Source organism: Rhodococcus sp. YH1 (assembly GCF_009939605.1).
In the GTDB taxonomy this organism is placed as follows: Bacteria; Actinomycetota; Actinomycetes; order Mycobacteriales; family Mycobacteriaceae; genus Rhodococcus; species Rhodococcus aetherivorans.
Window position 1 is genome coordinate 1 of sequence record NZ_WVTE01000023.1, and the last position, 17,889, is coordinate 17,889.

General features: G+C 71.1%; 22 protein-coding genes and 2 pseudogenes. 10 read left to right on the forward strand and 14 right to left on the reverse strand.

Annotated elements, in window-relative coordinates; genetic code table 11:
* From AIIKEEIJ_RS02810 to purU, 4 genes and pseudogenes are all read left to right on the forward strand, one after another.
* Positions 1-537: pseudogene (locus AIIKEEIJ_RS02810) on the forward strand (molybdopterin dinucleotide binding domain-containing protein); the annotation flags it as partial.
* Positions 525-1,349: a formate dehydrogenase accessory sulfurtransferase FdhD gene (gene fdhD, locus AIIKEEIJ_RS02815; protein ID WP_161994883.1), complete on the forward strand. Its 825-nt coding sequence runs from the start codon at positions 525-527 to the stop codon at positions 1,347-1,349. The pseudogene AIIKEEIJ_RS02810 and the gene fdhD, both read left to right, overlap by 13 nt.
* 293 nt (positions 1,350-1,642) lie before the next feature.
* A complete protein-coding gene (locus AIIKEEIJ_RS02820) occupies positions 1,643-2,503 on the forward strand; it encodes a class I SAM-dependent methyltransferase (RefSeq protein WP_072635782.1) in 861 nt (286 codons plus the stop codon).
* Positions 2,504-2,546: 43 nt separating this feature from the next.
* Entirely contained in the window at positions 2,547-3,434 is an 888-nt protein-coding gene (gene purU, locus AIIKEEIJ_RS02825) for a formyltetrahydrofolate deformylase (RefSeq protein WP_006946510.1), read from the forward strand.
* 23 nt (positions 3,435-3,457) lie between these two features.
* On the opposite strand, the gene AIIKEEIJ_RS02830 is transcribed toward purU, so the two are convergent.
* The 7 genes from AIIKEEIJ_RS02830 to AIIKEEIJ_RS02860 form a co-directional block, all read right to left on the reverse strand.
* Positions 3,458-5,002, reverse strand: coding sequence for a molybdopterin-dependent oxidoreductase (locus AIIKEEIJ_RS02830; RefSeq protein WP_161994884.1), 1,545 nt, complete (start codon positions 5,000-5,002; stop codon positions 3,458-3,460).
* A 61-nt stretch (positions 5,003-5,063) separates the two neighbouring features.
* A complete protein-coding gene (locus tag AIIKEEIJ_RS02835) occupies positions 5,064-6,101 on the reverse strand; it encodes an alpha/beta fold hydrolase (RefSeq protein ID WP_161994885.1) in 1,038 nt (345 codons plus the stop codon).
* Between the two features lie 70 nt (positions 6,102-6,171).
* Complete coding sequence (locus tag AIIKEEIJ_RS02840; RefSeq protein ID WP_050035632.1) at positions 6,172-7,074, reverse strand: AurF N-oxygenase family protein; 903 nt, start codon at positions 7,072-7,074, stop codon at positions 6,172-6,174.
* 82 nt (positions 7,075-7,156) lie between these two features.
* Positions 7,157-7,450 carry a DUF2516 family protein gene (locus tag AIIKEEIJ_RS02845; RefSeq protein WP_006946506.1) on the reverse strand — a complete coding sequence of 98 codons (294 nt, stop codon included), beginning with the start codon at positions 7,448-7,450 and terminating at the stop codon, positions 7,157-7,159.
* Between the two features lie 76 nt (positions 7,451-7,526).
* Positions 7,527-8,357 (reverse strand): heparin-binding hemagglutinin, encoded by an 831-nt coding sequence (locus AIIKEEIJ_RS02850; protein WP_161994886.1) that lies wholly within the window; start codon positions 8,355-8,357, stop codon positions 7,527-7,529.
* 1 nt (position 8,358) lies between these two features.
* The gene (locus AIIKEEIJ_RS02855; RefSeq protein ID WP_006946504.1) at positions 8,359-8,907 is read right to left on the reverse strand and encodes a helix-turn-helix domain-containing protein; all 549 of its coding nucleotides are present in this window, start codon (positions 8,905-8,907) and stop codon (positions 8,359-8,361) included.
* A gap of 60 nt (positions 8,908-8,967) precedes the next feature.
* Positions 8,968-10,221, reverse strand: a complete 1,254-nt coding sequence (locus tag AIIKEEIJ_RS02860; protein ID WP_373566444.1) for a DUF445 domain-containing protein — start codon at positions 10,219-10,221, stop codon at positions 8,968-8,970.
* Between the two features lie 157 nt (positions 10,222-10,378).
* Here AIIKEEIJ_RS02860 and AIIKEEIJ_RS02865 point away from each other — a divergent pair, with 157 nt between their 5' ends.
* Genes AIIKEEIJ_RS02865 through AIIKEEIJ_RS02875 form a run of 3 tightly spaced genes read left to right on the forward strand, consistent with a single transcriptional unit; the run spans position 10,379 to position 12,400 of the window.
* Positions 10,379-11,119, forward strand: coding sequence for a TetR/AcrR family transcriptional regulator (locus tag AIIKEEIJ_RS02865; RefSeq protein WP_006946502.1), 741 nt, complete (start codon positions 10,379-10,381; stop codon positions 11,117-11,119).
* A 41-nt stretch (positions 11,120-11,160) separates the two neighbouring features.
* Positions 11,161-11,508, forward strand: coding sequence for a DUF4873 domain-containing protein (locus tag AIIKEEIJ_RS02870; protein ID WP_161994887.1), 348 nt, complete (start codon positions 11,161-11,163; stop codon positions 11,506-11,508).
* Between the two features lie 31 nt (positions 11,509-11,539).
* Complete coding sequence (locus AIIKEEIJ_RS02875; protein ID WP_161994888.1) at positions 11,540-12,400, forward strand: PPK2 family polyphosphate kinase; 861 nt, start codon at positions 11,540-11,542, stop codon at positions 12,398-12,400.
* Between the two features lie 18 nt (positions 12,401-12,418).
* Here the strand turns inward: AIIKEEIJ_RS02875 and AIIKEEIJ_RS02880 are convergent, their stop codons facing one another.
* On the reverse strand, positions 12,419-12,640 hold the full coding sequence (locus AIIKEEIJ_RS02880) for a hypothetical protein (protein ID WP_006946496.1): 222 nt from the start codon (positions 12,638-12,640) through the stop codon (positions 12,419-12,421).
* A gap of 133 nt (positions 12,641-12,773) precedes the next feature.
* Here AIIKEEIJ_RS02880 and AIIKEEIJ_RS02885 point away from each other — a divergent pair, with 133 nt between their 5' ends.
* Positions 12,774-13,265, forward strand: coding sequence for a DUF6328 family protein (locus tag AIIKEEIJ_RS02885; RefSeq protein ID WP_072635787.1), 492 nt, complete (start codon positions 12,774-12,776; stop codon positions 13,263-13,265).
* A 6-nt stretch (positions 13,266-13,271) separates the two neighbouring features.
* Here AIIKEEIJ_RS02885 and AIIKEEIJ_RS02890 read toward each other — a convergent pair whose 3' ends face one another.
* Positions 13,272-14,168 (reverse strand): SDR family oxidoreductase, encoded by an 897-nt coding sequence (locus tag AIIKEEIJ_RS02890; protein ID WP_161994889.1) that lies wholly within the window; start codon positions 14,166-14,168, stop codon positions 13,272-13,274.
* A gap of 83 nt (positions 14,169-14,251) precedes the next feature.
* Here AIIKEEIJ_RS02890 and AIIKEEIJ_RS02895 point away from each other — a divergent pair, with 83 nt between their 5' ends.
* Complete coding sequence (locus AIIKEEIJ_RS02895) at positions 14,252-15,265, forward strand: iron-containing redox enzyme family protein (RefSeq protein WP_161994890.1); 1,014 nt, start codon at positions 14,252-14,254, stop codon at positions 15,263-15,265.
* Between the two features lie 60 nt (positions 15,266-15,325).
* Here AIIKEEIJ_RS02895 and AIIKEEIJ_RS02900 read toward each other — a convergent pair whose 3' ends face one another.
* A complete protein-coding gene (locus AIIKEEIJ_RS02900; protein WP_161994891.1) occupies positions 15,326-15,742 on the reverse strand; it encodes a DUF5709 domain-containing protein in 417 nt (138 codons plus the stop codon).
* 166 nt (positions 15,743-15,908) lie between these two features.
* On the opposite strand from AIIKEEIJ_RS02900, the gene AIIKEEIJ_RS32485 reads away from it, so the two are divergent.
* Positions 15,909-16,064, forward strand: a complete 156-nt coding sequence (locus AIIKEEIJ_RS32485; RefSeq protein ID WP_003937495.1) for a DUF6131 family protein — start codon at positions 15,909-15,911, stop codon at positions 16,062-16,064.
* Positions 16,065-16,194: 130 nt separating this feature from the next.
* Here the strand turns inward: AIIKEEIJ_RS32485 and AIIKEEIJ_RS02905 are convergent, their stop codons facing one another.
* The 4 genes and pseudogenes from AIIKEEIJ_RS02905 to AIIKEEIJ_RS02920 all read right to left on the reverse strand — a co-directional run.
* A complete protein-coding gene (locus AIIKEEIJ_RS02905; protein ID WP_170914119.1) occupies positions 16,195-16,404 on the reverse strand; it encodes a CDGSH iron-sulfur domain-containing protein in 210 nt (69 codons plus the stop codon).
* A gap of 76 nt (positions 16,405-16,480) precedes the next feature.
* Complete coding sequence (locus AIIKEEIJ_RS02910; protein ID WP_072635791.1) at positions 16,481-17,122, reverse strand: HemK2/MTQ2 family protein methyltransferase; 642 nt, start codon at positions 17,120-17,122, stop codon at positions 16,481-16,483.
* Between the two features lie 102 nt (positions 17,123-17,224).
* Complete coding sequence (locus AIIKEEIJ_RS02915; protein ID WP_161994892.1) at positions 17,225-17,614, reverse strand: hypothetical protein; 390 nt, start codon at positions 17,612-17,614, stop codon at positions 17,225-17,227.
* 89 nt (positions 17,615-17,703) lie between these two features.
* Positions 17,704-17,889: pseudogene (locus tag AIIKEEIJ_RS02920) on the reverse strand (NAD(P)/FAD-dependent oxidoreductase); the annotation flags it as partial.

A 17,889-nucleotide genomic window follows, 5' to 3' on the forward strand; every position in this document is an offset into this window, starting at 1 on the left:
CACACCGCCACCGGAAAGGCGAACTTCGTCGTCAACGACCTCGACTGGGTACCGGTGCCCGAGGGCCGGCTGATCCTGCAGACCCTGCGCTCCCACGATCAGTACAACACCACCATCTACGGCCTCGACGACCGCTACCGCGGCGTCAAGGGCGGCCGGCGGGTGCTGTTCGTCAACGACCGCGACCTCGAGTCGTTCGGCTTCGCAGCGGGCGACCGGGTGGACCTGATCTCCGAATGGCCCCGCCCCGACGGCACCGTCGAAGCGCGCCGCGCCGACGACTTCCGGCTCGTCCCCTACCCCACCCCGGTCGGCAACGTCGCCGCCTACTACCCCGAAACCAACCCCCTGATCCCGCTCGACCACGTCGCCCGCAAGTCCAACACCCCCGTGTCCAAGGCCGTCACCATCCGCCTCGAAGCCCACACCCCTCGGCGCGAGGGAGCCGCGGCACCGGGCACGGCGCCCGGCCGGCCTTCCCCCCGATCACCCGGGCGAGGCGAACTCGTCGATCGGAGCGCCGCATGGGACGAGTAACCACCCGCACCCGCATCACCCGCATCCACGCGAACCGACAGTCGACACGCCCGGATACCGTGGTCGTCGAAGAGCCCCTCGAACTCCGGGTGAACGGCACCGCGCTGGCGGTGACCATGCGCACCCCCGGCTCCGACATCGAACTCGCCCAAGGCTTCCTGCTCACCGAAGGCATCGTCGGCGACCGCGGCGACATCGCCGCGATCCGCTACTGCCACAGCACCGACGAGAACGGCCGCAACACCTACAACGTCCTCGACATCGACCTCGCCCCCGGCGTCGCACTGCCCGAGACCGGCATCGAGCGTAACTTCTACACCACCTCCTCCTGTGGGGTGTGCGGCAAGGCCTCCCTCGACGCGATCCGCCAACGCACCCGCCACGCCCCGGCCGACGACCCCGTCGTCGTCGACCCCACCTCCCTGTCGGGCATGCCGCACACCCTGCGCGAGGCGCAGAAGGTGTTCGACCGCACCGGCGGCCTGCACGCCGCCGGCCTGTTCACCGCCACCGGTGACCTGCTCGCCTTGCGCGAGGACGTCGGCCGGCACAACGCCGTGGACAAGATCGTCGGCTGGGCCACCGAAAACCACCGCATCCCCGCCCGGGGAACGGTCCTGCTCGTCAGCGGCCGCGCCTCCTTCGAACTCGCCCAGAAGACGGTCATGGCCGGCATCCCCGTCCTCGCCGCCGTCTCCGCACCGTCCTCACTCGCCATCGACCTGGCTGACGAATCCGGGCTGACCCTGGTCGGTTTCCTGCGCGAGGACACCATGAACATCTACACCCACCCTCATCGAATCGGGGTGTGAGCAATCCGCAGGGTGCCCGTCCCCTCCGGGGAGCACGTGAAGGCCGCCGCTCCGCGCTCGTCGCACGGGCGCGAGCGGGCTGTTGTGGTGGCGAGCGGGCGGTTCCTGAGCCCTCCCCTCGCGGTTCGCCGCGAAATCCACCCGCTCGACGCGGGATGTACCCGCTCGACGTCCCGGGTGCTCGCCATTCAGCATTCGGAACTGAAACGTTCGGAACTGCAATAGGGTATCGGCTGCACTCCCGCTGGGCATCCGAGGTTCCGTCCTCGGATTCGAGAACCCGAGGACGAGGCATGACCGACGCAGTGGACGAGACGGCACGGCTCGCGAGCACCTTCGACGACGCGAGCGGCGACTTCGACCGGCTCACCCCGACGGTGTGGGGCCCGGCCGGGCAGGCGCTGGTCTTCCAGCTCGGGCCCGGTCCCGGCGCGACGGTGCTGGACGTGTGCTGCGGCGCCGGCGCCTCGGCGCTGCCCGCCGCCGCGGCGGTGGGACCGACCGGCCGGGTCCACGCGATCGACGTCGCCGACGAACTGCTCGAGCTCGGCCGGCTCGTCGCCGCCGAGCGGGCGCTGCAGAACATCGACTTCGTGTGCGCCGACGCCACCACGTGGGAACCGCCGTCCGCGGTCCCGGAGGCCGGGTACGACGCGCTCGCCATCTCCTACGGCGTGTTCCTGCTGCCCCACATGGACACCACGTTCGACCGCCTGGTCGGCCTGGTCCGGCACGGCGGCCGGATCGGCGTCACCGTGTGGCGGGCCGGCGCGATGGAGGAAATCAGCGCGACGCTGTTCGACGTCGTCGGCCGCCGCAACCCGGCGGTGGCGGGCCGGCCGTCGCTGCGCGACCGGACACCGCTGCACGCGATCGATCTGCCGCGCACCCTCGAGGCGTGGCTCGCGGCCGCCGGCACCCACTCGGTGGAGGTACGCACCCTGTCGAATCTGCTGCCCGCCACCGAGGAACTGTGCTGGACGTTGGTGACCGCGACGGGCCTGCGGGCAGCCCTGGCCGGGCTCGACGCCGACGCGGTCGCCGCGGTGCGCGCCGAGTTCCTGGCGGCCGTCACCGAGCGCGGCATCCACACGATCGACGCGACGACCCTCGTCGGGACCGCCACCGTCCGGCGGCCCCCGGCGACGGTGTGACCGGCCGGAACGACCCGGATGCACACCTGAGACACTGGACGGCATGACCTCCGCTGCCTCGTCCGACGACCGTCGGTATGTACTGTCACTGGGCTGCCCCGACGCCACCGGCATCGTCGCCCGCATCTCGACCTTCCTCGCGGACGTGGGCGGCTCGATCGTCGAAGCCGGCTACCACGCGGACCCCGACAGCGGCTGGTTCTTCACTCGTCAGGCGGTGCGCGCCTCCTCCATCCCGCTCGGCCTCGACGAACTGCGCGAGCGGTTCGCGACCGTCGCGGCGGAGCTCGGCCCGGAGACCGAGTGGACGCTGCAGGACACCGGCGAGACCAAGCGGGTGGTGCTCCTCGTCAGCAAGGAGGGCCACTGCCTGCACGACATCCTCGGCCGGGTGGCCGCCGGCGAGCTGAACGCGGAGATCTGCGCGGTCGTGGGGAACCACCCCGACCTCGAGCGGGTGACCCGCCGGCACGGCATCGACTTCCACTACGTGTCCTTCCCCAAGGACCCGGAACAGCGCGGGCCCGCGTTCGAGCAGGTGCGCAAGCTCGTCGACGTGCACGATCCGCACGCCGTCGTGCTGGCGCGGTTCATGCAGATCCTGCCGCCCGAGCTGTGCGAGCACTGGGCGGGCCGGGCGATCAACATCCACCACAGCTTCCTGCCGTCGTTCATCGGCGCACGCCCCTACCATCAGGCCTTCGCGCGCGGCGTGAAGCTGATCGGCGCGACGTGCCACTACGTGACCCCCGAGCTGGACGCCGGCCCGATCATCGAGCAGGACGTGGTGCGCGTCGGTCACGCCGACACGGTCGGCGACATGGTGCGCCTCGGCCGCGACGTCGAGAAGCTGGTGCTGGCCCGCGGTCTGCGCTGGCACCTCGAGGACCGGGTGCTGGTGCACGGCAGCAAGACCGTCGTCTTCAGCTGACGTCCCGTTCCGGGGCGCGCCCGTCACCCGACCGTGACGGTCCGGCTGTGCCAGCCGGTGGCGCCGTCGGGGATGGGCGGGCGACGCTGCTCGTCCTGCACCCGGCCCTCGCCGTCCGTCGCCCGCACCTCGAGCACGTGCGTACCGGGCGTCGCGTCCCATCGCCACGTCCACTGCCGCCACGTGTCGAGGGAGTACTCCTCGGCGAGCACGGCGTCGTTCCAGGGGCCGCCGTCGACCCGGACCTCGACGCGGTCGATGCCGCGGTGCTGCGCCCACGCGGTACCGGCGACGATCACGGGCCCGGGTTCGAGCCGGCCGAACGCGGCGGGGACGTCGATGCGCGACGCCGTCCGGACGGGGGCCTTCTCCGCCCAGCCGCGCCGCGTCCAGTAGGCCTCGGCCCGGTCGAAGCGGGTCAGTTCCCAGTCGACGACCCACTTGGTGGCGGAGACGTACCCGTACAAGCCCGGCACCACCTGCCGGGCCGGGTATCCGTGTTCGAACGGCAGCGGCTCGCCGTTCATCGCGACGGCGAGCAGGGCGTCGCGGCCGTCGAGGACGGCATCGACGGGGGTGCCGCAGGTGAAGCCGTCGACGCTGGTGGACAGGAGCATGTCGGCGTCGGGGCGGACCCCGGCCCGCGCGAGCAGGTCGCTCATCCGGTATCCGATCCAGCGGGCGTTGCCGGCCAGGTCGCCGCCCACCTCGTTGGACACGCAGGTGAGCGTGAGGATCCGTTCGACGGGTTCGAACGCGGCCAGATCGTCCCAGGTCAGCGTCACCTCCCGTTCCACCATCCCGTGGATGCGCAGGCTCCAGTCGGCGGTGCGCAACCGCGGCACCCGGAGCGCGGTGTCGATGCGGTAGAACTCCGCCGGTGAGGTGAGGAAAGGGGTGGCCCCGGGGACCGTCACCTCGGTGCCGGCCGGCACGGATGCGGCGGGCCGGGCGGGCCGCGGGATCAGGAACCGGGCGCGGTCCTCGACGGCCCGCGTCAGCCGGTCGGTGAGGTACCGGCCGGTCGCGCCGGCGGCCACGGCCACGGCGGCCGCGGAGCCGACCACCGTGAGGAACCGCCGGCGCGGCCACCCCGACGCCGGGGTCGCCGGCACGCCGTCGCGGACGTCGGATCGGGCGAGCAGCCGGATGGAGTACTGCAGCAGCGCCGCGCCCGCGAGGGCGCCGACGACCGTCGGCAGCGCGGCGACGGCCGTGGCGCCCGGCCGGCTCAGCGCCGCGTACACGCCCACCGCGGCCAGGGCGAGGATCACGAGGCCACCGCGCGGGCGGCCGGGCTGCTCGAGCAGCCCCGCCCCCACGGCGAGTACGGCCAGGATCACCGACATGCCGATGAACAGCGCCGGCTTGTCGGACGTGCCGAAGGTGTCGATCGCGAACTCGCGGGCCCACGCCGGGGCCCGGTCGACCGTGGTGGCGCCGACGGCGTAGAACGGCGACGACGCGGGCCCGATCAGCACGGCCAGCAGTTCTCCGACGCCGAGGACCACTCCGAACGCGATGAGGCCGGCGAGGGCGCGGGCCGCGCGGTGGCGCGCCACTGTCATGGGTCTCCTCCCGGTGGACTACACCGAGGGTTCGGCGCCGCGCCCGCCGCGGATGGGACCCTCAGGCGCCGGCCGGCATGCGATCGCGTTCGGCCAGGTGCAGCAGTTCGTCGTCGAAGGCGTCGATCGCCTCGACCGAGCTCATGTGCCCGATCCCGTCGAGCACCACGAGCCGCTCGAGGTGCCCGCAGGTCTTCAGGGTCTCGGCGAGCTTGCGGGCGTGCACCGGCGGTGTGAGCCGGTCCGCGGTGCCGACGAGCACGGTCGTCGGCACCGTGAGGTGGTCGAGCCCGTCGCGGATGTCGAAGGCGCTCAGCGCGGTGCCCCAGTTGCCGCGGGCCCGCGGCGTGCAGCCGAGCACGATCTTCTCGCAGAAGGCGACCTCGGCGGTGCTCGAACCGGGCGCGAGCGCGACGTACTTCAGGGCCCGGGTGGTGACGGGTGAGGCGACGAGCGGAAGGGCGGCGCCGAGGAGCCGGCGCGCGACGGGCTCCTGCACCCGCCCCAGCCGGGACGGCAGCAGCGCGGCCTCGGCGAGCAGGCTGTCGGTGCCGGTGCTCGCGAGCAGCACCCCGGAGGCCTTCTCCCGCACCTGATCGGGGTGGCGGCCGGCCCACGCGATGATGCTCATGCCGCCCATGCTGTGACCGGCGAGGACTGCCTTGCGGCCGGCCGGCACCGTCGCCTCGAGGACCGCGGCGAGGTCGTCGGCGAGGACGTCGGGGCCGAAGGTCCGGGTACCGAGGTCACTGCGGCCGTGTCCGCGCTGGTCGTAGGTGATCACCCGGTAGCGGCCGGCGAGGGCGTTGATCTGCGGGCTCCAGTAGTCGGCGTTGCAGGTCCATCCGTGGCTGAGCACGATCGGGTCGGCGTCCGGGTCGCCGTACGCGCGGACGTTGAGGTGGGCACCGTCGTCGGTGGTGAGGTCGATGACGTCGGGCTCCACCGTCGGCGGCGCGAGCAGCGCGTGCGGTGGCCGGTCGGCGGCGCGCACCACGGCGCGGCGTCGGCGGGCGCGGTAGGCCACGAGGCCGGCAACGGCAGCGGCGCCGGCCACCCCGGCGATCGCCAGGGTGGTCCTGCGGGACGGCTTCTTCACCTGTGTTGTTCTCCTGGTTGCTGGAACGACGGCCGTCGCGACGTGCGGCGGCCGGGGGACGGTCGCGCGGTCACAGGACGTGGGCGCGGCGGAGCAGCAGGGTGGACGGTCCCCCGATCAGGCCGACGTCGTCGAGGAACTCGATCGTCCGTCGTGCGCCCTCGCGGAGCCGGTCGTGGTAGTGGGTGTTGGCGCGGACCGCGGCGGTGGCCTCGGCGACGTCGAGTCCCGCGGCGGCGTAGACGTCGTCGTGGACCAGGCTCGTGACGACGAAGTACGCGGAGATGCCCAGCTGCAGCCGGACGCGTGCGCGGTCGGCGCGGGAGAGGTGGCGCGTGCGGCGGATGATCTCCTCACGCGCGTACCGGATGTGGCGGGACTCCTCGATCACATGGATGCGGCTGACGGTGCGGGTGACGGGCTGGACCCGCTCGTCGCGCATGAAGTCGCGCTGCATCATGTCGAGGATCTCCTCGGCGAACAGGGTGCCGCCGAAGGCGAGCGCTCCGCTCGCGGTGGCCTTGAACAGCCGGCCGCTCTCCCGGATCCAGCGCTTCGGCCGGTAGGACGGGATCCCGAAGTGCTGTGCCGCGCGCGCGAACATCGTCGAGTGCCGGCACTCGTCGGCGATCTCGGTGAGCCCGAACTGGACGTAGGGGGTGGCGGGGTCGCGGCGGTAGAGGTCGCGCACGAGCATCTGCATCAGGATCATCTCGAACCAGATGCCGGTGCCGGCGATGCTGGCGGCCTCGTGCTGGGTCAGTACGATCCGCTGCCGCTCGGTCATCGACTCCCACAGGGCGGTGCCGTAGAGGCTGCTCCACTCGGGGGTCATGCCGTACTTGTCGGCAGGGACGGGGGCGTCCCAGTCGATCTCGAGGGCCGGGTCGTAGGAGGAGCGCGCCGCGGACGCCAGCAGGCGTTCGGCGGTGTCCTGACGGTCGGCGGTGCGGAAGGTCCGGGTGAGCGCCATCGTCGATCACCTCGTCTCGGTTGTTACCCGTTACTCGAAGTGTCACCAACCTGTCGGCGCTTGTCAAGGCTCCCGGGGAGAGCTACCACCGGCGCCGTTGCACCTCGTCCACCCGCGGCCGCACGTCGACGAGGTACACGCACACGGCGATGACCGCGATGATCCCGAGCATCATGAAGGTGCCCCAGAAGACGAAGATCACCAGCAGCGAGGCGGCGAGGATGCCGAGCCACACCGGCTTGGTGAGCTTGTCGACCGCGGGGAACGCCTCGGCCGGCTGCCGCACGGCATGCAGCAGCGCGAAGCCCGCCCCGGCGAGCGCGACGATCTGCAGAGCGAAGATGATCAGGGCGGCGAGAGAATCGACGTTGGGCACGTCCCCATGGTACGAGCAACGGCCCCCACGCGGAGGTCGCGTGGGGGCCGTCGGCGGTTCTACCGACCGGTCGAGATCAGGCGCCGGTGGTCTTGCGCGGCGCGGCCTTCTTGGCGGGCGCCTTGGCCGGAGTCTTGGCCGGAGCCTTGGCCGCAGCCGGGGCGGGCGCCTTGGCCGGGGTCTTCGGCGCGGCGGCCTTCTCCGCGGCCTCCTCGACCTTGGTGGCGGCCTCGTCGAGCTCGAGCGCGGCGGTCTCGACCCGGTCGGCGGCCTCCTCGGCGGCCTCCTGGGCCTGGCCACCGAGATCGAGCACCCGCATACCGGCCTCCTCGCCGGCACCGGAGATGGCCTCGCCGACCTCGCCGGCGGTCTCCTCGATCCGGCCGGCGGCGCGACCGGCGAGCTTGGCGGCCTGCTCGCCCACGGCGCGGGTCTGCCGCGCCACGGTGCCGAGAGCATCCTCGGTGAGCTCGACGGCGTCACCGAACGCGGCCTCGGCGCGGCCGATGCTCTCCTCGACGACCGGCTGCTTGCGCAGCCGCTCGATGGTCTCCTCGCCGCGCTCGGCGAGCGCGGTGTAGATGTCGGAGGCCACCTTCAGGTATGCCTCGGCCACCTTGCGCAGCTCCTCGGCAGTGAACTTCTCGCGCAGCTCGGCGAGATCCTCGGGCAGCTCGGCCGGCAGGCCCGCGAGACGCTCGCGCAGGGACTCGACGTTCTCGGTCAGGTCCTCCTGGAAGTCGGCGAGACGGCCCCGGGCGCTGTCGACCCGGTCGGTGACGTCGGTCTGGGTGGTCTCGGCGCGACGGCGGGTCCGGGCCACCACGTCGGCCACGGCCTGGACCACGGCGTCGCCGGCGCCGACGGCGGCATACAGCGGGGTGGCGAAGGTCTTCGGATCGGTCATGTCAGTTCTCCTGTTGGTCGGGGTCGGTCGCGCCCTTCGGGGCGGCGGCCTCGGATGCGGACGTCTCGGATGCGGATGCCTCGGGGGCAGATGTCCCCGGTGCGGATGCCGCCCCGGACGGGCGGGAACCGTTCTCGCGGCAGAACGATTCGTAGATGTCGAGCAGGACCTGCTTCTGCCGTTCGGTGAGGACGGCGTCGGCGAGCAGCGCGTCGCGCACCGCGCTCTGCGGACGTTGCTCCAGGATCCCGGCCCGGACGTAGAGGACCTCCGCGGACATCCGGAGACCCTTGGCAATCTGACCGAGCACCTCGGCCGAGGGCTTGCGCAGCCCTCGCTCGATCTGGCTCAGGTAGGGATTGCTGACGCCGGCGAGCTGGGACAGCTGACGCAGGGACACCTGCGCCGCCTCGCGTTGCGAGCGGATGAAACTGCCGATGTCCTGGGCGGCAGTGCTGACCACCCGGGTAGCGATCTCGGTGGCGCCGGACGCGTCGTCCTTGTCACCGTCCCCCCCGTCGGCGGGTTCACCCGATTCCTTCGTGGACACAACCTCAGCGTACGCGCAAGTGCTAGCTGTAGCAAGCACTCTGCTAGCAGGTGTGGCACGTCACGCGAACAGCAGGTTCGACAGGGTGTAGATGGCCAGGCCGGCGAGGGATCCGACCACCGTGCCGTTGATGCGGATGAACTGCAGATCGCGTCCCACCTGCAGCTCGATCTTGCGGCTCGCCTCCTCGGCGTCCCAGCGCTCGACCGTCTCCCGGATCACCGCGGTGATCTCGTCGGCGTAGTTGGCGGCGATGTACCGGGCCCCGTCCAGCAGCCAGCGGTCGAACTTGCCGCGCAGCTCGTGGTCCTCCATCAGCCGCACGCCGAAGTGGATGACGTTCTCGGTGACCTTCGTCCGCAGCGTGCTGTGCGGATCGTCGACCGACTCGAGGATCATCCGCTTGGCCGCCCGCCACGTCGCGGAAGCCAGCTGCGTGACCTCCTCGCGGCCCATGATCTCCGCCTTGACCTTTTCCGCCTTGGCGATGGTGACCGGGTCGTGCTGCAGGTCCCGCGCATAGTCGGCGAGGAACCGGTTCGCAGCCACGCGCACCTCGTGGTCGGGGTTGGAGCGCACCTTCCAGGTGAACTCGACGAGCTCGCGATGGATCCGCTCCCCGAGCAGCAGGTCCACGAACTTCGGCGACCACGACGGCGAGTCGCGGCTGATGATGCGGTCGATCGTCTCCTGGCTGCCGAGGGCCCATTGATGGGCCCGCTCGGCCAGCATGTCGATCAGCGGCATCTGCCGGTTCTCGGCGAGGAGCTCGGACAGCACCCGGCCGATGGGCGGTCCCCACTCCGGCTCGGCGATGCGCTTGACGATGGTGTTGTCGATGATCTGCTGGATGTCCTCCTCGCGCAGGACCGTCACGAGGCCCCGCAGCACCGTCGAAGTCTCCTGCGCGATCCGCTCGGCGTGGTCGGGCTCGGCCATCCAGGTGCCCAGCCGCAGCGGGATCCGGGCGTTCTCGACCTTCTCCGACACCACCTCGGGGGCGAGGAAGTTGGCGCCGACGAACGAACTCAGGCTCGCCCCGAGCTGATCCTTCTTCCGCTTGATGATGGCCGTGTGCGGAATGGGGATCCCGAGCGGATGGCGGAACAGCGCGGTGACGGCGAACCAGTCCGCGAGCGCGCCGACCATCCCGGCCTCGGCGGCCGCCCGCACGTACCCCACCCATTCGCCGGCACCGCGCGACTCCTGCCAGCGGCAGAACAGGTAGACCGCGGTCGCCGCGAGCAGAAAGCCGGTGGCGACCGCCTTCATCCGCCGCAGATCCCTGCGCTTGGCGTCATCGTCGATGCTCATCAGCTGCACCTCCACCATTGTGCCGAACCCGCGACCCGCAGGGGCGGGACGCTGGTTCGGCACACCGTCCCCCCTGGGAACGGGACATCCGCACGGGGTGCGGCACACCCCCTTATAAACTGGGCGGACGATCGACAGCGAACGGATGTGCCACCCAGTGCCGAACCACCGAGTTCCCCAGCCCCTGCCCCCGACCGACACGCCGGTCCCGACAGCCGCCGCGCCGACCAAGCAGGACGGGCGCAAGCGCCGCTGGCACGAGCACAAGATCGCCCGGCGCGAGGAACTGGTCGACGGCACGATCAAGGCGATCCGGTCCCGCGGGCGCGACGTCGGGATGGACGAGATCGCCGCCGAGATCGGCGTGTCCAAGACGGTTCTCTACCGGTACTTCACCGACAAGAACGACCTGACCACGGCGACGATGCTCCGGTACGTGGAGACGATCCTCGCTCCGCGCATCTACGCGGCGGTGGCGGAGGATCTCGACGAGTACGACCTGACCCGGGTCGCGATCGCCACGTACGTCGAGACCGTCGCCTCGGATCCCGAGGTGTACCTGTACGTGATGACCAACAGCGCCGCGGCCGGGCGCGATGTCGTGGCGAACTCGGAGCGGATGATCGCCGAACTCGTCGCGACGGTGATCGGCGAGCGGCTCCGGAATCTGGAGATGGACTCGGGCGGTTCCGTGCCGTGGGCGTACGCGATCGTGGGCGCGATCCAGCTCGCCACCCACTGGTGGATCTCCAACAAGTCGATGTCGGCGGAGGACCTGACCGACTACCTCACCATGATGACCTGGGGCGGAATCTCCGGGATCGCCGCCGTCGGCGGCTCGCCGGCCCGGTTCAAGAGCCGGCCGCACCCCCTGCTCCCGGAGGCCGGCACGCCGTGACCAGGTTTATGTAACTGGCGTTTACATGTAAAGTCGCGGGCATGTCCGACCCACACGACGACGAACCCGACGGCTACCGCGGCCCCGCCGAGGTCACCGTCGGCGAGCAGCACGCCACCACGGAGGTGCAGCTGGCCGGAGCGTTCGACCCCATCAGCGGCCGCTACCGCTGGCGTGGCCGGATCCGCGGCCTCGCGGCAGCCCTGCCGCTGGGCACCGACCTCTCCCCCGGCACCGACCTCCACCTGACCGTGCCCGGGCCCGGCGGCCCCGCCCCGGCGACCGTCCGGATCACCGAGACGGACCTGTGGGGCAGCCACATGGTCGACGGCGTCTCGGCCCCGCCCTACCCCACCCGGCCCGACGACACCGAACTCGAACCCGGCTGATCCGGTCGCCGGATGTGGCACCCTCGGCATCATGACCGTCAAGAGCACCGATCCGTGGCACACGCCGGCCGTCGAGGTGCTCCGCGCCCACCCGGGGACCAGGGTCGCCGAGATCGACACCAACGGCACCCCGGGCTTCTCCGGCGACAAGGCCACCGGCGAACGACTCATCGAGGAACGCGGCGCGGTGCTCTCGCGGCTACAGGAGATGCTCTTCGCCAACGGGCGCTCGGGCGACCGCCGGTCGATCCTGCTGATCCTGCAGGGCATGGACACGGCCGGCAAGGGCGGCATGGTCCGCAACGTGATCGGCCACGTGGATCCGCAGGGCGTCGACCACACGTCGTTCGGCGTGCCCACCCCTGACGAGAGGCGCCACCACTACCTGTGGCGTATCAACAAGGCGCTGCCGCGGGCCGGGCAACTCGGCGTGTTCGACCGCTCGCACTACGAGGACGTCCTCATCGTACGGGTCCACAACCTCGTACCGGAGAGCGTGTGGAGCACCCGGTACGACGAGATCAACCAGTTCGAGCGTGAGCTCGTCGACAGCGGGACCACGCTGATCAAGGTCGCGATGTTCGTCTCGCTCGAGGAGCAGAAGCGGCGCCTGGCAGAACGGCTCGAGCGGCGGGACAAGCACTGGAAGTACAACCCGGGCGACGTCTCCGAACGCAAGCTGTGGCCGGCCTACCAGGAGGCGTACCAGGCGATGCTCGACAAGACGTCGACCGATCACGCCCCCTGGTACGTCGTGCCCTGCGACCGCAAGTGGTACAGCCGCATCGCCGTCATGGAACTGCTCATCGACGCGTTCGAAGGCCTCGACCTGGACTGGCCGCTCGCCGGGTTCGACGTGGAACTCGAGAAGCGGCGCCTGGCCGAGGCGTGAGGCGGCGGGACCGGACCGTCAGAACAGGTGCGGCGTCTCGCGATGCAGACGGTGGTCGTGATGGACGGTCGTGCCGATCATCGCGATCGCCGACGCGACCGCGACGACGCATACTATGCCGGCGACAAGCGCCCACCCGCCGTTGCCGGAACCCGCGGCGTAGAGGAAGGCCGCAAGACTCACGATCGAGAGCAACGCGAGCATGTACCCGGTCCATGCGACGAACAGATTGAGCTTCATGACCGCTCTCCTTCCTCAGAGCGCCGTTGTCCCTGGTGGAGCCGACAGTACCCCCACAGTGACGCAGGTCACAAGTGGGCCGCCGTCGTCGCCGCAGAGGTTTGACGGGCGCCGTACGGGGCATGCCGAGACCGTGCAGCCCGAAGCGGTGCCGAACGAGGACTGGAACAGGCAGGTCCGGCACGAGACCCCCGTGCAGCGGCTGGACCGGAACTGGTCGAGCCTGCTGCAGGAGCTGCGCGTCGTGCAGACCGGCGTCCAGCTCCTCACAGGCTTCCTGCTCACCCTGCCGTTCCAGAGCCGGTTCGACGCACTCACCGACTTCCAGCGCGGCGTCTACCTCGTCACCGTGCTCGCGTCGATCGCGGCCACCATCCTCCTCGTCGCTCCCGTGGGCATGCACCGCCTGCTCTTCCGGCAGCGCCGGCTCCCCGAGCTGGTGAACACCGCGCACCGCTTCGCCATGGCGGGCCTGCTCCTGCTGGGCGTCGCGATGACCGGCGTCGTCGTGCTCGTCGTCGGACTGGTGGTCAATACCGCCGCCGGCATCGCCGCGGGTGTCGTCACGGTCGTGCTGTTCCTGACCCTGTGGGTCGCCTACCCCTGGCGCTACCGGCGGCGGTGACCGGGCTCAGCCGGGCAGCGTCTCGCCACCGATCGGTGCGAGCACCTCACCGCTGTAGTACGACGACATCGTCTCGGAGGCGAAGAAGACGTACGAGGGCGCGATCTCGTCGGGCTGCGCGGCCCGGCCGAACGGGGCCTGCTGCCCGAACGTCGCGACCTTCTCCGCATCCATGGTGGCGGGGATCAGCGGCGTCCATACCGGCCCCGGCGCCACGCAGTTGATGCGGATTCCCCGATCCTGGAAGGACTGCGCCAGCGAGTACGTCAGCGCGAGCACCGCGCCCTTCGTCGCCGAATAGTCGATCAGCGACTTGTTGCCCCGCAGACCGTTGATGGAGGCGGTGTTGATCACCGCGGAGCCGCGGGGCAGGTGAGTGAGCGCCGCCTTCGTCACGTGGAAGTAGCTGTCGATGTTCACCGCGAACGTCCGCCGCCACTGGGCGTCGTCGAGCTCGGTGAGGTCGTCCACCGGCTCCTGGTACGCGACGTTGTTCACCAGCAGATCCAGGCCGCCGAGCGCCGCGGCCGCGTCGGCGACCACCGCGCGACAGTGCTCCGCGGCGGCGAGATCACCCGGGAGCAGATGGCATGCACGGCCTGCACGCCGCACCAGTTCCGCGGTGTGCTCGGCGTCGTCGTGCTCCTCCAGGTAGGCGATCGCGACATCGGCTCCCTCCTTCGCGAAGGCCACCGCTACCGCGCGCCCGATGCCGGAGTCGCCCCCGGTGATCAGGGCCTTGCGTCCGGCGAGCAGGTCGCGGCCCCGGTAGTCCCGCATCTCGTCGCGGGGCTGCTCGGCCATGTCGGCCGTCGCACCGGGATAGTCGATCGTGTGGGGCGGGCGCTCGACGTCCTCGCCCCCGGGCGCCGTGTTCTCGTTGTCGCTGTTGTCACCGTTCATGCCCGGGCGGATACCCGCGCGAACCCGTCCCACACCCGCGCCGCGGGGCGTTTCGCACGAATCGGGTCCGGGTATCCGCGCGCATGCCTGCGAATTCGCCGACCGTCGTGATGCAGTCCTCCGCCCTTCCGCGGACCCGGGGCCCTGTCTCCCGAGAGGTGATCGAGCGGCTCGCGCGTCCGGCCGATACCGCGATCTGGCCGATCGAGGTGGCCGGGATCGACCCCTACGGCGAGGACGCCCAGCTGGCCCTGACGGTGCTGTACGAACTGTCCTACCGCGGGTTCGACGGAGTCGACGCGGGCTGGGAATGGGCGCCGGGCCCGCTGACCGTCCGGGCCGGCCTCGAGGGGCTGTTCCTGGACCGGCTGCACGCCGACGTGCCCTCGGGCAACGATCCCCAGCGGGTGCTCGACGACCTGTGCCGCGAACCCGACGACGCGTGGGGCGTGTCCCACCACATCTGCGAACGCGGCACCTGGGAGCAGGTCCGCGAGTTCTTCGTGCACCGGTCCGTCTACCACCTCAAGGAGGCCGACCCGCACTCGTTCGCCATCCCCCGGCTCACGGGCCGGGCGAAAGCGGCGCTCGTCGCGGTGGAGTTCGACGAGTACGGCGGCGGCCGGGCCGACCGCATGCACTCGACCCTCTACTTCGACCTGCTCGCCGCGGCCGGACTCGACCCGGGATACCTGGCGTATCTGGACCGGGTGCCGGCGGAGACGCTCGCGACGGTGAACTTCATGTCTCTGTGCGGCCTGCACCGCGCACACACCCCGAAGCTCGTGGGGTTGTTCGCCTCCGCGGAGATCACCTCCTCCCCGATGGCGCGCCGCATGGCACGCGGCCTCGAACGCCTCGGCGCGCCGAGCGCCTGCATCCACTTCTACACCGAGCACATCGAGGCGGACGCGGTGCACGAGCAGGTGCTGCGCTACGACGTGGTGGGCGATCTGGTGGAACGGGATCCGCGCTGCGCGGGCGACATCGCGTTCGGCGCGGAGGCGATGGAATACCTCGAGGGCCGGCTCGCCGCCTACGTGCTCGAGCGGTGGAACGACGACGAGTCGTCCCTGCTCGGCGCCGGAGCCGTCTGAGCGTCCCTCCGGCCGATCGCCGCCCGGCATCCGAGTTCTCGGGTGCCGGGCGGCCGCCGTTCAGTCCTGCCGGTCGGGCTCCTCCTCCTCGATCAGGTGGACGGCCGCTTCCTCGGCGGAGGCCGCGCCCCCGTCGATCCCTACGTCCGTGCCGAACAGCTCGGAATCTACGTCCTCCGCGGTGCCCTCGTCCGGCGCGACGAGGCGTCCCGCGCGCGCCCGGCCCGCCTCGGCGACGGAGCTGCGGAACTCGTTCTCCCCCTCGTCGTCCTCGTGTTCGGGCTCCTCCTCGCGGAGCCGTTCGTCCAAGGTCTCGTGGCGTTCGAGGCCGACGGGCCGTTCCATCGGCGAGAATCCCTCGTCGAGGACGTCGTCGACACCGCGGTCGATCAGGGAATCCTCCGGCTGCAACTGGTCCTCGTCGTCGACGCTGTACTCGCCGGGGACGCTGTCCCCGGGGTTCTCCGAAGTAGGCATGCACCCGACAATGCCACCGGCGCCGTCCGCGCGCCACGGATCGACGCGAAGTGCACATCCTTCCCACCACGAGCGGTTCGCGAGGTTTCGGCACATCCGATGCGGGTATCCCCTGTGCACGGCCCGGATCCGACCGGCAACGGGCACCGACAGCGAGGTGACACTCATGATCATTCTGGGTTTGATTCTGCTCGTGGTGGGTTTCCTCACCAACATCTCTATCCTGTGGACGCTCGGGATCATTCTCCTGGTGGTAGGCGCAATCCTGGCGATCCTCGGAGCGACGGGCCGGGCTGTCGGCGGCCGGAAGTACTGGTATTGACGCATGACGCGTGACGACGCGTAAACGCGTTGCGGGGCGGGCGGTTCCTCTCGGGAACCGCCCGCCCCGCGTTGTCCACCGGCGTCGTGCGCACCCGGCACGACCGGCACCCCGCCGGAACCGGCGGGTCTCAGCGTGGATCGCGCCGGGACCGGCGGTGACTGGTGTCGCACAGCGGGTACCGCTCGCTGCGCCGGCACCGGCAGATCGCGACGACGAACCGGTCCGATTCCACCTCGTCGCCGTCCTCGGTCACGATGCGCACCGGGCCCTCGACCAGGACGGGACCGCCGCGGACCAGGCGGACGACCCTGGGCTCCGCCCCCGCGAGACCCTCCACCCGCAGTCCCGGGCACAGGCCGGGCACAGCGACGCCCCCGGAAGACGTGTCCCGGGGGCTGCCGTCCGTGGCTACTTCACGGGCAGTGTGTTCGATCGGCACGGATCACCACCACTTCCTCGGTGTCGACGCCCGCGGGCAGTTCGTAACGCGCCCGCAGATACCCGGCGCGGCTGCGCATCACGGGCCCGAACGGGATCCGGCGACGCGCCACGACGGAGGCCTTGAGACCGCCGTCGCGCAACCGGACGAGCGTCTCGTCCACCCCGGAGAACTCCGAATGCACGACGAGAGCGAAACCGCCGGGAGACAACAGGTTCGGCAGGCTCCGGCACAGCGGGTCCAGCACCGCCCGCCCGTCGGCCCCGGCATCCCAGCGGGCGTCACCGTCCCCGGCCGCGTGCGGTACGTAGGGCGGATTGGACAGCACCACGTCGAACGGTCCGTGTCGGTCGGCTTCGTCCAGTCCGCCGCGCAGGACCCGGATGGGAAGCTGCCGCGACCGCGCGTTGATACGCGCCGCGAGGACCGCCCGGGGAGCGATGTCCAGTGCCGTCACGGACCCGGCACCGGACATGGCCGCCGACACGGCGATGAACCCTGTGCCGGTGCAGAAGTCGAGCACCTTGGCGCCGGGGGGCGCCGCCGCACGATCGAGTGCGCCGGCGAGCAGATGCGAATCCTCCTGCGGGCGGTACACACCGGGCAGTCGCCACACCCTCCTGGGCGCCGGCACGTTACCGGACCCCGGCTGCGACGGCACGGCCCCCGTGGGTGGACCGGGTGAGGGAGACGTTGGACTCCGGGCGAGACGTCGTTGTCATACGTGGGAGTACCCCTCCAAGCGGCCGCCCGAAACGTGGTGCGGGCGGAAGGCGGTGACGGCGGTGACGGCGGTGCGCCGCGATGCGGGAGCCGCGGCGCCGTCCGGACGGTTGCGGAACAACGAGGGCCCGGCACGGTCGGGCTCCCGGCGCGCGCCGGCCGGCGCCGCCCCGGTCGGGGCCAGCGAACCGAGCATGAACGACAGTCCCGCCGCCACGGCGAGTCCGGCCCCGATGCCCGTGACGGCGGAAGCGGAGAGCACACCCACGCCGACGGCGGCAATCACGCAGATGCCCGCGGCGATTGCGGCGACTCCGCCTTCCACCTCGCGCAGCGCCCGCGGCACGAGGGAAGGGTTGTACACCTGCCGGATCGGTGTTCCCACTGGCGTTCCCATGACTTCTGATACCCCGTCGGCGAATCGCTCAACCCCGAAACGTGTGAATCTCCACGTTCGGCAAGGGCACCGGGAATTCAGCTGCGCATCAGCACGTCCGAGATCGCCCCGTTCAGCCGCCGCCGAACCCTGCCGCCCATGCCGTGGTCGCGCAGGGCCGCCCGGGCCGCGTTCCACCCGCACATCCCGTGGACGCCACCGCCGGGATGGGTGGACGAGCCGGCCAGGTACACACCCTCGACCGGCGTGCGGGGACCACCGAA

Excerpts from the sequence above, each read along its gene's own strand:
- fdhD (WP_161994883.1), top strand. The coding sequence starts at position 525 with ATGGGACGAGTAACCACCCGCACCCGCATCACCCGCATCCACGCGAAC.
- AIIKEEIJ_RS02820 (WP_072635782.1), top strand. The coding sequence starts at position 1,643 with ATGACCGACGCAGTGGACGAGACGGCACGGCTCGCGAGCACCTTCGAC.
- purU (WP_006946510.1), top strand. The coding sequence starts at position 2,547 with ATGACCTCCGCTGCCTCGTCCGACGACCGTCGGTATGTACTGTCACTG.
- AIIKEEIJ_RS02830 (WP_161994884.1), bottom strand. The coding sequence starts at position 5,002 with ATGACAGTGGCGCGCCACCGCGCGGCCCGCGCCCTCGCCGGCCTCATC.
- AIIKEEIJ_RS02840 (WP_050035632.1), bottom strand. The coding sequence starts at position 7,074 with ATGGCGCTCACCCGGACCTTCCGCACCGCCGACCGTCAGGACACCGCC.
- AIIKEEIJ_RS02850 (WP_161994886.1), bottom strand. The coding sequence starts at position 8,357 with ATGACCGATCCGAAGACCTTCGCCACCCCGCTGTATGCCGCCGTCGGC.
- AIIKEEIJ_RS02860 (WP_373566444.1), bottom strand. The coding sequence starts at position 10,221 with ATGAGCATCGACGATGACGCCAAGCGCAGGGATCTGCGGCGGATGAAG.
- AIIKEEIJ_RS02870 (WP_161994887.1), top strand. The coding sequence starts at position 11,161 with ATGTCCGACCCACACGACGACGAACCCGACGGCTACCGCGGCCCCGCC.
- AIIKEEIJ_RS02875 (WP_161994888.1), top strand. The coding sequence starts at position 11,540 with ATGACCGTCAAGAGCACCGATCCGTGGCACACGCCGGCCGTCGAGGTG.
- AIIKEEIJ_RS02880 (WP_006946496.1), bottom strand. The coding sequence starts at position 12,640 with ATGAAGCTCAATCTGTTCGTCGCATGGACCGGGTACATGCTCGCGTTG.
- AIIKEEIJ_RS02890 (WP_161994889.1), bottom strand. The coding sequence starts at position 14,168 with ATGAACGGTGACAACAGCGACAACGAGAACACGGCGCCCGGGGGCGAG.
- AIIKEEIJ_RS02895 (WP_161994890.1), top strand. The coding sequence starts at position 14,252 with ATGCCTGCGAATTCGCCGACCGTCGTGATGCAGTCCTCCGCCCTTCCG.
- AIIKEEIJ_RS02900 (WP_161994891.1), bottom strand. The coding sequence starts at position 15,742 with ATGCCTACTTCGGAGAACCCCGGGGACAGCGTCCCCGGCGAGTACAGC.
- AIIKEEIJ_RS32485 (WP_003937495.1), top strand. The coding sequence starts at position 15,909 with ATGATCATTCTGGGTTTGATTCTGCTCGTGGTGGGTTTCCTCACCAAC.